The sequence below is a fragment of the Porphyromonas gulae genome (genome assembly GCF_000765945.1).
In the GTDB taxonomy this organism is placed as follows: Bacteria; Bacteroidota; Bacteroidia; order Bacteroidales; family Porphyromonadaceae; genus Porphyromonas; species Porphyromonas gulae.
The window spans coordinates 157,797-172,887 of record NZ_JRAT01000009.1; the positions used below are offsets into that span (position 1 = coordinate 157,797).

The window sequence follows — 15,091 nt, forward strand, 5'->3', positions numbered from 1 at the left end:
TATCATGGGGGGAAACGAAAAAGAGCGAGGAGGAAGGGGAGCTGACCATTTTTCCTTTTCATGCGCCGAAAAACAATCAAAACACCTCCCTAAAAACATGGTTCGGGAATTTTTTGGAACTCGCGCCAAAAGAAAAAGATTCCCGAACGTAAAAGTTTTTGTTTTGGTTCGATTTTTCAGATTTTTTGGAACCATGTTTCTCCTGATTCCGGCTCCACATTTTACCGGCCTTGTCTCTCCTTTCGGCCTTTTTTCGGACGATTATTGTCACCTGCACGAATGAGGAGATAGGGATATTCGCTATCTTTGCTAAGCAACTGATACTTAAAAAGTAAAAATTCTAATATGAAAAGATGGAAAATCGTAGCGGCATTGTTTGCCGCTGCCCTGATGGCCAGCTGTTCATCGTCCGGCCCGAAAGATGCTGTAAAGAACTTTTCGGAGAACATGGCCAAACAGAAATATGAAGAGGCCAAGAAGTATTGTACGGAACGCACAAATAAACTTGTCGATCTGTATAGTGCTTTGGGCGGAGAAGCCAAACCGAACTACAAATTCACCTTCATCAAGGATAGCATTGTTAACAAGGAAGCTTGGGTCACCTATCTGGATTTCGAAGATGATACAACCACGGTGCATGTGGTGAATATCGACAACAAATGGCTTGTCGATGAAGCGATCGGGAAATAAGTCCCCCTTCGGATTCGCGGCTTCGTGGCTTAGCGCATTCATCACTCGCTACATACTTCCTTCGGTCTTTCTGCTCTGTCTCGGCGCATGCTCACAGGGCGGAAAGGGCGGAGGTTCTATTCCCGTTTTCCCTGAAGGGACAGAGCTGCGCGATGGCGACCTTATCTGTCGCTTAGGCACTTCGTGGTATTCCGGTCTTTTCAGGAAAAAAGCCTCCTCCGCACAAGAGTATAGCCATATCGGCATCATTCTTTATGCCGGTACAGATAGTTGTTCGGTAATCCATACCGAAGAAGATCCGAGCAGCGGACATGGAGGAGTCGCATTGGAACGCCTCTCTTCATTCCTTGTACATTCGCGACGTGCAGGTATCTATCGTCCCCATCTTCCTGATTCCGTCCTGTCGCACTTTGTCAGAGCTGCTCTCGACTATCGCGAACGTCAAGTTCCTTTCGATTTTGCTTTTGACTCGGCCTCCGATGCCGAGCTGTACTGTACCGAGTTGGTTGCTGCCGCATTGCTCAAGGCGGATTCTCTCCTACCGATCCGGCCGTCCATCTCAGTGGCAGGACGGCGTGTTTATTCTTTGGACGATCTTCTTCTGTTCCCCGGTACGGAGTGCATTGCTCTCACGAATTGAGAGGCAGTGGGCTTTGCCAATATCCTTTTTTTGACCTTATTCTACCTGCTGTTCGCTGTACCGGCGGAAGTATTTTTCGAAAAATAAGATCTGATAATCTATGGCATTGTGCCAATAGGCTCTGTTGTGCCCTCCCGGGCGGATGGTAAAATCATGATCGATTTGCCTTGCCAAAAGCGAAGCGTGCAGCTCTTTGTTGACATCCAGAAAGAAATCCTCCACTCCGCAATCTATTAGGATAGCAAGTGCTTCGCTTCTCAAACTGTCGAGGTTGTTGATCACAGTGTACTCATCCCATAGCTTCGGATTCTCGGCCAAAGAGCCAAGCCGTCTGCTTATCTCCCAGTTTTTCGGGAAAGGACGAATATCTGCACATCCGCTCATGCTGCCACAGGCTCCGAACGTCTCCTGATGCCGAAAGGCAATCCATAAGGCACCGTGCCCACCCATGCTGAGTCCGGTGATGGCACGACCCTCTCTGTCGGTAACGGTCTTGTAATGGAGGTCTACATATTCGACCAGCTCGGAAGCGACAAACGTCTCGTAACGGAATGCCGGATCGATCGGACTATCCCAATACCAGCTGTTCCGGGCATCGGGACAAACGAAGATGATTCCTTTTTGATCTGCTATCTGCGGTAGGTCCGGCTTAATGGTTAGCCACGTTTCGGCATTTCCTCCATAACCATGCAGCAGGTACACCACGGGGCAATCTCCCCCCTCGCTCGCCAAGGCTATATCCGGAAGTATTACGAGTACCGGAATCTCCTTATTCATCGACGCACTTGGCACCGACAGTCTTTCCACACCGGCAGCAAATCCCTGAACCGCCAATGCCAAAAGCAATAGGGCTATCTGTAGTGTTCTCTTTTTCATTCCTCGGTATCGTTTAGGATGTTTCATACAGGCTATCTTTTCTTTGTTGCAAAGGTATCTATTTGCCAATCCTCTTGTCAGAAAATACGAGGCCGTACCAATTTCAAAGAATTTGGTGTATACGTTTTCTTATCTTTGTCTCTGTTCAACATTTTTAATTTATGAAAAGAGCTCTCATCCTTCTTTTTCTTTTGAGTTCCATCGTTTCCACTCTTGTGGCACAGCAAGTGCATCAGTTACGGGGAACTGTGATCGACAAATCGAGTAGAAAACCGCTGGAGTATGTCAATGTGATTATTTTAGGCCTGAGCAAAGGTGCCATCACCGATGCCGAGGGCAAGTTTACGATCGAGAATGTTCCTCCCGGCATCTATTCTCTGCAGGTTACGGCCGTAGGTTACATTTCGGTTGTTACGCCGGAATACATGTTGTCCAACAAAGATCTGAATATCTCTGTGGAGATGGAGGAGGATTTGACCGAGCTTAAGAGTATCACCGTGACGGCATCGACTTTCCGCCGTAGTGCGGAAAGCCCTGTCAGCCTGCGAGTCATCGGATTGCAGGAGATCGAGAAAAGCCCCGGAGCCAACAGGGATATTTCCCGTGTGGTACAGTCGTATCCCGGCGTTGCCTTCTCTCCCATAGGTTATCGCAACGATCTCATTGTTCGTGGAGGTGCTCCTTCGGAAAATCGCTACTACCTCGACGGAGTGGAAATTCCCAATATCAATCACTTCAGCACGCAGGGAGCTTCCGGAGGACCGGTCGGAATCCTGAATGCAGACCTGATTCGGGAAGTGAAATTCTATACCGGCTCCTTCCCGGCAGACAGGAGCAATGCTCTCAGCTCGGTTCTGGACTTCAGGCTTCGCGATGGAGAGCTGGATGCCAATTCCATCAAAGCCACAGTCGGAGCATCGGAGGTTTCTCTGGCTTCCACCGGATATATCGGACAGAAGACATCCTATCTCGTTTCTGTTCGGCAATCCTACCTCCAGTTCCTGTTCGATGCGCTCGGCCTGCCTTTCTTGCCGACCTTTACCGATGCTCAATTCAAACTCAAAACCCGCTTTGATGCTACACACGAGCTTACTGTATTGGGACTGGGAGGCTTGGATAATATGAAGCTCAATACCGATGCCGATAGCGAGCAGAATGAGTATATCCTGAGCTATTTCCCTAAAATCCAGCAAAAAACATTCACCTTGGGTGCCGTCTATCGCCACTATGCAGGGGTGCACATCCGATCTGCGATTCTCAGCCACAGCTACATGAACAATCGGAATACGAAATACTGGCAGAACGACGAAAGCTCTCCGGAGAATCTGATGCTTCGTCTGCGCTCCTCCGAGCAGGAGACGAAATTCCGTTTCGAGAATCTGACCACACTGCGAAAATGGAAGATCAACTTCGGTGCCAATTTGGAACACAGCCATTACACGAATACTACCTTCCAGCGCGTATTTACCGGCCAGGCACAAACCTATTACTACGATACGAACCTCAACTTTGTTCGCTGGGGGCTTTTCGGTACGGTCAGTTCGACGATGATGGGCGGACGCGTTTCAGCTTCATTCGGTTTGAGAACCGATGCCAACAACTATTCATCTTTGATGAACGACCTGACCAAACAGCTATCGCCTCGCCTCTCTCTGTCGTACAACCTGACACGCGAACTGTCGTTGAGCGGCAATGCAGGCATATTCTACCAATTGCCTGCATACACGGCTTTGGGATTCAAGGACAAGACGGGAGAATATGCCAATAAGAGCAGCTTGCGCTACATGAAAGTCAGTCAGGGAACACTCGGACTTAGCTGGCGAAAAGGCAATACCCTCGAAGTTTCGATGGAGGGCTTCTACAAAGGTTATAGCCGGATGCCTCTCTCGGTTGTAGACGGTATTCCGCTCAACTGCAAAGGCAATGACTACGGAGTCGTCGGCAATGAACAACTGGTCTCTACTGCTGAAGGACGTTCATATGGAGCGGAACTGATGATGAAGTGGATCATAGCTAAGAAACTGAATCTGGCCTCCTCCTTTACTCTCTTCAAGAGCGAATACCGCAATGATGCTTCTGCAGCGTATCTTCCTTCTGCGTGGGACAGCCGCTACATCTTCAACCTCCGAGGTACCTATACTCTTCCCTATGACTGGAGCATAGGTATGAAAGTGAGTTGTATCGGAGGTGCGCCCTATACTCCATACGATGAGGAGAAATCCTCTCTTGTATCGGCCTGGAATGCTCAGGGCAAACCTTACTTCGACTATTCGCGATACAATCAGGAGCGTCTTCGCCCTTTCGGTCAGGTCGATATTCGTATAGACAAGATGTTCTATTGGGATAAGTGTACCCTCGGTCTCTATCTCGATTTGCAGAATGTAACGGTCAGCAAGCTCAAGCAACCGGATGTGCTCCTAAGTACGGGCATCATTGAGAATCCCGATGCACCTCTCGCAGAACAACGATATAAAATGAAATGGCTCAAACAGTCAACCGGCGTCCTGCTACCCACTTTGGGTATCACGTTCCAGTACTAAGAGCGGTGAGCTTGTTCTGTGGAAGAGTCGCCTTATTCGGATAACCATAGTACAGCGTGCACGGCCTGAAAGTATCATAGCTTTCCATTGATCCGGTATCCCGGCCTGCAACCTGTGATGAAGGAAACACGAACCAAAAATGATCCGATTGTCGTCCGTGTTTTCCGGAAAAACGGCGCGAGATTTTTTTCGTTTTGGCGCGAGAACTTTTCACTTCTCGCGCCAAAACAGAAAAGTTTACGCGCCGCATTTTGTGGGACTATAAGTGAGATAATTTCGGCGCGGGAGCCGACCGGAATAGAGATAAAGCGTCCTGCAATTCGGGGCAAGTTTGTGCCGGAAGATGGCAATGCCTGTTAGCAGTCTTTTGTCGTGCTTACCTTAATACTTTTCCATCCCGACCTAAGAAACAGGGCAGGATCAGGAAGATCATCAGTGTAGAGAAGAGCAGTCCGAATATCACCCCCATCGAAAGCGAGTGCCAAAAGAGCGAAGCTCCCCGATCGACGACGAATGGGACGAAGCCGAGAATAGTGGACACTACTGTCAGCACTATGGCGAACGTTTTGTTGCAGACGGCGCGCTTATAAGCGTCGAGGAAGGTGACGGAAGGATGCTTGCGGCACTGGTGCAGATAGTCGTTGATCAGATAAATGGATGCATTGACCGTTATCCCACAGAGGAGAATCATGGCTGCGAAACCACCCTCCTCGAAGGGAAGCCGAAAGGCCGAAAAAACGATGAAGATGCCTATGAATGAGATGGGAATGATGCTGACTACGACCCAAGCGTAGTACAAAGAGTCGAACAGAATACTCGTGATGAAGAAAATCAGTACGACAATGCCGATCAAAGCCCAAATCGACCTTCCTCTCTCATCTTCCCATTCTTTGTATTCCGGCTCCATCGCCTTGTATCCTATGGGTAGTTCGGCATTGAGCCGTTGTATTTCCTTTTCTTTGAAAGCCTGTGATTGTCTGAATGTACCCATGTGATCGTACAAGAGGTACAGGACGTAGTTTTTATTTTCCCTCACGATAGCTTGCGGTTGTGGCACTACTTGCATCTCGCCATAGTCTTTGAGCTTTATCGTTTTGCCTCCGACATATAAGGGGCTATTCTCCAGCATCCATTTGCTACCGGCATAGTAGGTTCGTGCTGCCATGGCTAATTGTACGGGCTGCCCATCAAGGAAGATTTCCGGCAGAGGCTGTTCCGTCCGGCTCTGTTCATTGACGGCCGCCACCAAGTCGTGCGGACTGATGCCGTGAGACGCATGACTCCCTCCATAGGAGCTGAGGTGTAGCTCCTGCTCCTCGGACAGAGAGTAGCGGTTCGGAGCAATGCTGACATTGCGTATTGCCGCTTTGGCGGACAGTCGTGTAGCTTCGAGTCGTGCCTGAGCGAGCAGGACATCGTAGTTGTACCCCGTGAGCTTGATAGCATTCGAGCCGTATTCTTTCTCACGGATGTTGCTGAAAGACACATTTTCCAGTCCATACGTCCTGCAATAACCACCCCCGATACTCAATATCCGACCGATCAGACCTTGGTGCAGATCGTAAGGGTAATTGCCTCGAGCGTGGCTGTCTTTGAAATGGATGCCGATCGATGCCGCTCTCTCCCCTGTCACCGAGGCTTCGAAGTAAGAAATCCCGTTGGCTTGAGCGAGGAATCGTTCCAGCTTGGTCACATACTCGTTCGTAGCATCGGCGGTACTGCCTGCCGGCATTTTCACATTTACTTGGATCACGGGCTTCTCCCATTTCTTTTCCGATCCGGAGGATATTTGCATGAGGAAAGGGCGGAGAAATCCTCCCAATACAACATCAGTATAGGGGCGGATTTTCCTGTAAGCAGTAGAGCCTATCGTATCGTTGTATAGTCGGGCTAAGTCGGTATCGCCCTCTAATTCTTTAGGAAGCAGAAAAAGGGGAAGACCGAAGAGGAAGACAAATCCGATGAAAACCCATCTTCTGCGTCGATACAAGAAAGAGGAGAGAGTGCTGTAAAACGAAAGCATACGAATGGTTCCGACTTTCTTTTGTGGGGAGCGACTTGTTCGTCGGGAAGAGAAAGAGAGACGTTCGAACAGGGCCGGAACGAGGAAGAGAGCTACGATGATGGATACACAGAGGTTGATGATAATGACGCGAGCAAAATCTCCGAGGTTCTTCTGCTGTGCTTCGGGCAGGAAGAAGACGATAATCATAGCCGAGACGGTAGTAAGCGTAGCCGCCAATATGGCTGTGATGGCCGACCTGTCGCCTCTCCGAAGGAGGTGCTCGATCATGACAATGCTGTTGTCTATGATAAAACTCAAAGAGATCGTAATGGCAGCAAGCGTATATAGCTGTATTTCCAAGCCGAAAAGGTAATAGAAAGCAAAGGCTATGGCTACGTTGGCGATCAGGCTGATGGTCACCGTAGCCATATAGCGCACGTTGCGCGTGGTGATCAGTGTGAACAGCAGTAGGAGGAGGATGGTGATACCGGATCGCACAAATATATTGTTCAGTTCCAGGGTGATACTCTCGGCCGAATCGAAGAGTTTGGTTATCCGATAACCTGGAGGAAGTTCCCTTCGGATATCATCCATGATTCGGTCTATTTGCTTGGAGAGTGCTATCTGATTGGCGGACGAAGAAGATAGGATTCGAAGATAGATGCTATTCAGCCCATTTACTCTGTAATATTCCCGTCGGGGAATCTCTTTCTGTCTTACCGTCAGCAGCCGACTGATCGGAATCAGAGAATTGTCCTTGGCAAGAACGAAAATACGGGAGAGATCGAAAGTGTCGTTCGCCTCTTCTAACAGGCGGATGCGGATATGGCTCTCTCCTCCGACGGAGTCGGGTATTCCGGCCAAACCGATGAAATCGTTTCGAAAGTGCGAGCCGATAGCCGTAGCTATGTCATCGGGACTGATCCCTAAGACTCTGATTTGTTCGGGATCGTAGGCCAAAAGGTACTCTTGTTTCCGGCCGCCGGTAAGAATGATGTCGCCTATACCATCCACCTCCCTGAGCAGAGGAAGGATGTGTCTGTCCACTTCTGCCTCAATATCCGAGGAGGCATGAGGTGCGCCTATGGAATAGGATAGAACGGTTTTGGCATCTTGGTCGGAGGTGCGCCCCGTGCGAATCGTGGGATAGCCGGTCGTATGAGGCAATTCGGACCGGATCGAACGGATACGGGTAGAGGCCTCGAAACGCGCTCTTTCAATATCCGCATATTTGTCGAATCTCAACCGTATCACACCCATCCCATCGCTCGAATGGGAGGATATGCCCGTAAGACCGGGGACACCGGACAAAGCTTTTTCAAGAGGAGAGGTAAGTTCGGATTCCACCAGAGAGGCCGATGCTTTCGGCATACTGAAAGAGATCGTTAGCTCCGGCATACTGTGATCCGGATGGAGTTTGACAGGAAGCAGGCTGCCCAACGCCAGTCCTATCAACGTCAAGCATACGAAGACGACTATGACGGTGAATGAAGAGGTTTTGCGTGCAGACTCTTTCATCTTTTTCTTCTCTTCTCCTTTTCTTCGATCGCCCGGTGACTACTCTTCCGATACGGGTGCAGTCAGATCCAGTCCGTCGATGAAGTCATACAGCGTCAGCATCCTTAGTTTGTAGTAGCTGAGCCAGAAGTTTTTCATCGATAGAATCGCATTTTTGCGAGCCTCGGCATTTCTGCTTCGCGCCAAGAGCATATCGTTCAGGCTCCCTTTGCCGAGGACAAATCGCTCCCGGGCATAGGAGTACGACTCCTTTGCCAGCTGCACAGCCTCCTCTGCGGCTTTGAATAGGTCGGTCTCCATTTCGATCTCGTCGATGGTGATGGCTATGTCGCGGAGGAGATCTGTTTCTTTCAATCGCATGTCGGATAGAGCTACGCGGTAGTCGCTTTTGGCCATATTATATCTCCCTCTTTTCATGCCCCAGTCGATGAGAGGAATACTCAGAGATATGGAGACCATGTCTTGTCGCAACGGATGTTTGTAGACACCGGCGAAGGCTTCCGACACCTGATTGAAGCCGATACCGGCCGATAAGTCTACACTGAACCATCGCTCCAATGATGCTTTTGTCACCGATTGTTCACACCGGATCAGATTATTCGTGGCCTGCAATAGCTCCGGATTGTTCTTGCGTGCCGATTCGATTGCCTGCTCTCGCGAGATCCTGAGTTCAGGTACGGATGCAGGCAGCATCGGATCTATTTCGGTATCCTCCGGCAAGCCCAATAGATTGATCAGAGAAGAATAGCTCTTTCTGAGTGCCGTTCGGGCATGTAGCAGGCTGTTGCCTGCATTGAGTTTGTCGAGTTTGAGAGCCAGCAAGTCCGATTTGGAAATGGAGGCTATGGCAAAACGCTTTTCCCCCAGTCTGTAGAGCGTATCGCTATTGCTCACGTTTTCCATAGCCATGGCATATTCTTCTTTTGCCATAGCTACGTCGAAGTAGGCGACCAGTATCTTGTAGGTGTTCTCTTCCAGCGTTTTGACAAAGGTCTTGTCAGCTTCTTTGTAGCGCAGCGGAGCCAGTCTTTTCTCCCACTTGAATTCGTTATATCCCAGTAGGCTTTGGCTGTATCTGATAGCTACGGGAACGGCATTGTATTGTTTGTAGCCGGGATCTCCTATATTCTTCATGTAGGACAAATCGCTACTGAGAGAGAAAGTACCGCCAAGGAAGTCGATGTTTTGCTCCAAATTGATCCCTACCGAAGAGTTCCAAGTGGTGGATGGGCGGTATTCGTCTATATTCAATGCAGAGTTGTATCGTTTGATGTAGCTCCTGCTGTAAGAAACTGGTATGGATTCGAGAGAAACCCGTGGCTTTCGGTTGGCAAGGAATTGGCGGTATGTCCAGTATTCGGACAGAAACCGGTTGCGAGCTTGCTGTTCCCCGGGGGTATTGTGTCGACTCATTGTCACTATGTCATCTATGCTTACTTGTAGTACACCCGACCTCTGTCCCCAAGCCAAGAGCGGAGTACAAAACAAGAGGAATAGAAGGGAGAGCTTACTTTTCTTCACTGATCTCATGCGAGCGTTTGCTATAGATGAAAGCATAAATATGCGGAATTACAAAAAGACTGACGAGTGTGCCGAAAAACATGGCACTGATAAGAGCGATAACCAGAGGTCTCTGTAACGAAGAGCCGAAGTCCGAAGCGAAGAGCGTGGGCACCAGGGCAATGATTGTGGTCAAGCTGGTCATGACGATGGAGCGGAGCCGTCTCGCTCCTGCCGTATGGATGGCTTCTTGGAGGGGCATACCCTGTCGTCTCAGATTATTGGTCATGTCTAGTTTCAAAACGGAGTCATTGACGATGATCCCACATGCGACCACTATACCGATGGCACTCATGAGATTGAGTGTATTGCCCGTGAGTATAAGGACAAGCAGGGTAAGGGCTATATCGATCGGTATCTCCATCAGGACGATTACAGGCTGTAGCAAACTCTCAAACTGAGCAGCCAGAGTGAAGTACATGAGCAGTAGAGAGAGCAGCAAAACGAAGCTCAGCTCTCGAATCATTTGCCTGTTGCTGAAAAATGATCCTGCGAAGTCTACATGCCAGCCTTTCTCCTTATCGATGATGTCCCACGTCTGCTGCATAATTTTCTCCGGAGCGTCCGGACTTTCATAGGCCAATGGCAGATATTCACCGCCCTTGCCTCCTGCAATCTCTTTCAGCCCTTTACTCCGGTTTACGGTCATTAGAGATGCAAGAGGGATGGAGGACTCGCTTTTCTTGTCGGGGGAAAAACCTTGAACGAAGGTCATTCGCAAAATATCCTCTATGGGTTGCGATTTGTCCGTCAGGATGACGGGCAGATGCTGCTTGGAAGCCGTCAGTTCGATGATTTCATTTTGGTGAAAAGCCGTCTGCAAGGCTTGCTTCACAGATGACATATCTATGCCGTAGAGGTGTAGCAGACGCATGTCGATGGACAGATCTATTTGGTCGCTTATGCGGATGGGAGCAGCCGATTCCTTCGTGGCTGAACCTATCGATCGGGTGAGCTGCTGCACCTTCTCGACAGTCAGTTCCTCTTTCGAAGCAGGGTAAAGGCGTGCAAGCAGTTCGGGTTCGCGAGTATCGAAGATGCGGTCGAATATGGATGCCGCAGGGGTTATCTCCAACTGCGCTTTAGGATATTTACCGCCGATATGCTTGCGCAGTTCTGCTTCAGCTCGCTCGATGCCTTTTTCGTCCTCTGCTTTGAGATGAAGCACCGTTTCGGTATCTGCGATGTCTTGGCTGCCATTGAATAGAAACTGTTGTTCCCCTGCATAGGCAGCACCTTGACGCAGGAAGGGTTGCATCCGGGCAAGCAGTTCCTCGCTACGCTGCCTGTTCAGCTGCGCGCTTACGGGTTCTCCCCAGTCGATGGTAGCCGTTGTCTCTGTGTGAGGGAGTGCCGGCATTTGTTTCTTTTCGATCAAAAGGAAAAGTCCGGCGCAGAGGGGTATGGCTACCACGAACAGGATCAGCGGTATAGTGCTGTGCCTCTGAAGAAAGGAGTGTCCCGAATCGTAGAATCGATTGAGACCCGTGTTGGATGCAGTCGTTATACGATACAACAATGTCTCCTTTCTATCACGATAGCCGAAGGGATAGAATAGTTTGTAATTGACCGGCAAGAGGATGATGGCTGTTATGTACGAAGTGAACAGCCCGACGGAAACGGCTATGGCTTCGTCCAGAAACAACACGCCGGCCACTCCACTAAGAAATACAAGGGGGAGGAAAATCGCTATGGTGGTGAGTCCCGAACTGAGGAGTGGGGTGATTACCTCTTTTGTCCCTTTCACGCAGGCATCTTCGGTAGACAGTCCCGTTCGGCGGTAATAGGTGATCGTATCGGTGACGACTATACTGTTGTCTATCATCAGTCCTAATGCCATGATCAGCCCCGACAGGGAAATGATATTCAGTGTTCGGCCGAAGAGGTACAGGAAGAACAGGCTGCATACCAGCGCGACGAACATATCGATGCCGATCACCGCCGAAGAGCGAAAATCTCCCATGAACAGGAGCGTCACTGCACAGACAAGGAAGAAACCGATCAGCAGACTGCCGGACAGATTGGAAATCGTATAATCCAGCAGTTCCGTCTGATCCCGATTGATGTCGAATACCATATCGGGATGCTTCGCCTGCAGCTCACCTGTCAATACCGATACGGCCTTGCGCAAACTCTGCATCGAGGCATCGGACTGCTTGATCACTGCAAGGGAAATAGCACGCCTACCGTCTATGATGGAGTAGCCACGAGGTTGTGCTACCTCTTCGCGGATGTCTGCCAACATGTGCAGCGGCACAAAGCGATCGCCATGATGGACATATAGTGTACGTATGTCATCGATACTGCCGAGCTTGTTGTTCAGATTCACCCTGAAAACGAGTTGCCTGTCCTCTATTTGCATCTGCGTGGCAGAGATATTGCCTCCTCTTATAGCCCTCTCTATATCGCTAAGGGTAAAGCCGAGAGAGAGCAGTTTCGGACGATCCGGGATGATCCTCAGTTCTCTGCTTACGGTGCCGGTCATATCCGTCATGGCTACTTCGGGGAATTGCTCCAAACGGTGGCGAACCACTTCTTCCACGAATTCGCTTAGCTGTTGGAATCCGGCTTCTTCGTCAGCGCCATCGCGCAAGGATATATTCAGGTAGAAAACGGGGATGTCCGAGGCATTTTCTTTGAGCACAACAGGACGCTTGATCCTGTTGCCGAGTGCTCCCATAGCTGCATCCACTTTCTCGTTCACTTCGATCAGGGCAAGATCCGTATCCACTCCGTAATTCATCCTTAAGCGAATGAAGGCATGGTTATCCCTGCTTACGCTTCTGATGTCCGACAGCCCACCCACTTGGAGCAGGCGGTTGCGTAGTGGACTGACTGCTGCATCTTCTATCTCTCTTGCCGAATGTCCCGGGCTGTCGATCCTGACCGTTATCTCCGGAATAGCGATGTCCGGAAGGAGGGAAACCGGCAGGAAGAAATAAGCCGCCACTCCTAATATGAAACATAGGAGGAAGGACATGATGACGGAGACGGGATGCTTGACTAAAAAGCGTATCACGTAGGTATGGAGCTTTTACGATTAGTCTTCTTCTCTATCGGCGGAGTGCCACAGGAGTCTTGTGTGCCAGATTGGCATTGCCGTCTACAACTATCATCTCACCCGGCTTGAGCGTCTTGCTCACGATACAATAGTTCTCGGCATTCTCAGCTTCTATATCCACATAGTTCCATGCAGCAGTGCCATTACGAACGGAAAATACTACCGGCTTGTCCGAACGGAGTACCACGGCACTCTTAGGAATTACCATACGCTCCTCCATACGCTGATTGATCCGTACTTCTACATTCATGCCGTCCAAAAGGTTCTTGGAAGGATTCCGCAGGCCGGCGGACACCTGTACCATACCACGATCGTCTACGGAAGGATTGATCTCTTGTAAAACGCCTTCGGCCGTTACGTCCCTCAACGCTACGGGACGGATTTCCACTCGTTCGCCTGTTCGGATGGCACTAAGTTCGCTCTCCAACACCTCGAAGACTACCTCGAAACCACTGTCTCCGATGATGCGACAGAGGGGTTTGCCGGATTCGGGTATGATATGCTCCTGTACATGCAGATCGGCGACCACACCGCTGATGGGTGCAGTCAGACATACATGCTTTAGTCGGAGTTGGGCTTGTTTGTAGTTGCTTTCGGCTATGTTGTATCCGCTTTTGATGCAGGCCAGGGCCAATTTGTCCGCAGGAATATCGGATTTGTCATGGGGAGAATAACCCATGCCGACCAATACATCCTGCAAATCCAGCTCGCGCTGCTTGAATTCGTCTTCACTCTTTTGTACCTCGAGCAAAGCTCTACGATCGTCGATGGCAGCTATTTTTTGCCCTTGCACTACATGCTGTCCGTTGCGGACATAGAGCCGATGGAGCGGTTGCCGGCTGTCCTCGAACTGCAAGACAGCTGTTTCGCGAGCACGCAGTTTTCCATGGCTCACTATTTGTCTGTCGAAAGGCCCGAGCTTGAGTTCGGCGATCTGCACATCGATGGTATCTCCACCCGAGGTGAATAGTTCCATATCCTCACCTGATGATGTATCGGCAGTCTTTTTCTTGCCACCATTACATCCTACTACGCTCAGTGCCATCAAGAATATAAATGGCAACCATACTACTCTGTATCCGGATAGCTGCATGGCTTTTTTTTGTACTTTCTTATTTGATGTCGTATCTGTAGACCCCTGTTCCCTCTTCGTCCTGAATCAGCACATAGAGCTTGCTATCTTGATTGTCGACAGTAAAAGAACTACCCGATCGTGGAAGCTTATATCGCTTCACGGGGCGTCCTTCCCAATTGAATACGTAGATTTCTTTTTGCTCCCAATCCCCCATCATCGCATTTGGGCGATTAGTGCTACCCACATACACGTATCGTTCTGTTCCTGCTATTCCCCATACATAGGAAACCCTATCTCCTTCTGCGGCTTTCTCCGGTTCAATTTTGCTGTTAAGATAAAAGTTGCGGACCCCACGGCTTTCCGTATCGATCAGATCTATACGGGGGAAGTAGAGGTTGGCAGCAAACAAGGTATGCTTAATGCTACTATATACATGTGTAGTTTGCGTCATATAAAGCGATGCCCTCTGGAGAGATTCGGGTAACCTCACAGGCGTCAATAACAGATCGGTCTCTTGCAACTGCTTGTCCGGCACAAGCGAATACAGCCCGAACGTCATCCCTTCCAAGATATAAGCTGGATAGGGTGAACGTGTGCCAAATACACGAAATACGGCTTTCCCTGTTTTCGCAAAACTCGTTTGCGCTTCCACGACAGTCTCTTTCTGAGCCGCACTGGCAGCAATATCTATTATGGAGAGTCTCGATCTATCTCGTTCCATCAGAGTCAGTGTATTCTCGTCCGCATTGTAAGTGACACTGGGAGACAAATACTCTTCCGGCCCTTCTCCCTGTGGGCACAATCCTGTCACGATAGAGAGATCAGCCTTATCAAGTAGATAATAGTGATAAGGCCTGTCCGGCACCATAGCAAGCAAATAATCGCCCACATCATCCAATGCATAGGCGGTAAACAAAGAATCCGGCAATACAAATTTTACCCCTCCTTCAAGGCTTCCCATAGTGAAGTCCTCGGCAGTAACTAATTCCTCCATCTCAGGTTTAGCTGTACATGAAAAAAGCACTGTTTGGAGCAATATGGCAAATAGGATGTGTTTTACTTTCATTTCTTTCAACATATACACAGCAAACGTAATCCGTAACACTTGAGATTCGATGGATTAAAT

Annotated in this window: 11 protein-coding genes; 4 read left to right on the plus strand and 7 right to left on the minus strand. The window is 49.5% G+C overall.

Annotation, left to right across the window (positions count from 1 at the left end; translation table 11 throughout):
- Positions 1–345: 345 nt before the first annotated feature.
- Both HQ49_RS02980 and HQ49_RS02985 read left to right on the plus strand, forming a co-directional pair.
- Positions 346–690 (plus strand): nuclear transport factor 2 family protein, encoded by a 345-nt coding sequence (locus tag HQ49_RS02980; RefSeq protein WP_039418351.1) that lies wholly within the window; start codon positions 346–348, stop codon positions 688–690.
- Positions 671–1,330, plus strand: coding sequence for a YiiX/YebB-like N1pC/P60 family cysteine hydrolase (locus tag HQ49_RS02985; protein ID WP_039418352.1), 660 nt, complete (start codon positions 671–673; stop codon positions 1,328–1,330). Before HQ49_RS02980 ends, HQ49_RS02985 begins: the two co-directional genes overlap by 20 nt.
- A gap of 36 nt (positions 1,331–1,366) precedes the next feature.
- Here the strand turns inward: HQ49_RS02985 and HQ49_RS02990 are convergent, their stop codons facing one another.
- Positions 1,367–2,206 carry an alpha/beta hydrolase gene (locus tag HQ49_RS02990; protein WP_039418403.1) on the minus strand — a complete coding sequence of 280 codons (840 nt, stop codon included), beginning with the start codon at positions 2,204–2,206 and terminating at the stop codon, positions 1,367–1,369.
- A gap of 161 nt (positions 2,207–2,367) precedes the next feature.
- Here HQ49_RS02990 and HQ49_RS02995 point away from each other — a divergent pair, with 161 nt between their 5' ends.
- On the plus strand, positions 2,368–4,746 hold the full coding sequence (locus HQ49_RS02995; protein ID WP_039418354.1) for a TonB-dependent receptor: 2,379 nt from the start codon (positions 2,368–2,370) through the stop codon (positions 4,744–4,746).
- Here HQ49_RS02995 and HQ49_RS12555 read toward each other — a convergent pair.
- The gene (locus tag HQ49_RS12555; RefSeq protein ID WP_341462016.1) at positions 4,730–4,960 is read right to left on the minus strand and encodes a DUF1661 domain-containing protein; all 231 of its coding nucleotides are present in this window, start codon (positions 4,958–4,960) and stop codon (positions 4,730–4,732) included. The two genes, HQ49_RS02995 and HQ49_RS12555, sit on opposite strands and share 17 nt — an antisense overlap.
- Here HQ49_RS12555 and HQ49_RS12010 point away from each other — a divergent pair.
- Positions 4,941–5,015, plus strand: coding sequence for a DUF1661 domain-containing protein (locus HQ49_RS12010; protein ID WP_235290048.1), 75 nt, complete (start codon positions 4,941–4,943; stop codon positions 5,013–5,015). The genes HQ49_RS12555 and HQ49_RS12010 overlap by 20 nt on opposite strands.
- A 107-nt stretch (positions 5,016–5,122) precedes the next feature.
- Here HQ49_RS12010 and HQ49_RS03005 read toward each other — a convergent pair whose 3' ends face one another.
- From HQ49_RS03005 to HQ49_RS03025, 5 genes are all read right to left on the minus strand, one after another.
- Positions 5,123–8,269, minus strand: a complete 3,147-nt coding sequence (locus tag HQ49_RS03005; protein ID WP_152569127.1) for an efflux RND transporter permease subunit — start codon at positions 8,267–8,269, stop codon at positions 5,123–5,125.
- A gap of 39 nt (positions 8,270–8,308) precedes the next feature.
- A complete protein-coding gene (locus HQ49_RS03010) occupies positions 8,309–9,682 on the minus strand; it encodes a TolC family protein (protein WP_052073425.1) in 1,374 nt (457 codons plus the stop codon).
- Between the two features lie 94 nt (positions 9,683–9,776).
- Positions 9,777–12,848, minus strand: a complete 3,072-nt coding sequence (locus HQ49_RS03015; RefSeq protein ID WP_039418358.1) for an efflux RND transporter permease subunit — start codon at positions 12,846–12,848, stop codon at positions 9,777–9,779.
- 34 nt (positions 12,849–12,882) lie between these two features.
- Complete coding sequence (locus HQ49_RS03020) at positions 12,883–13,983, minus strand: efflux RND transporter periplasmic adaptor subunit (RefSeq protein ID WP_039418360.1); 1,101 nt, start codon at positions 13,981–13,983, stop codon at positions 12,883–12,885.
- A 19-nt stretch (positions 13,984–14,002) separates the two neighbouring features.
- Entirely contained in the window at positions 14,003–15,031 is a 1,029-nt protein-coding gene (locus tag HQ49_RS03025; RefSeq protein WP_235290043.1) for a TolB-like 6-bladed beta-propeller domain-containing protein, read from the minus strand.
- Positions 15,032–15,091 lie beyond the last annotated feature (60 nt).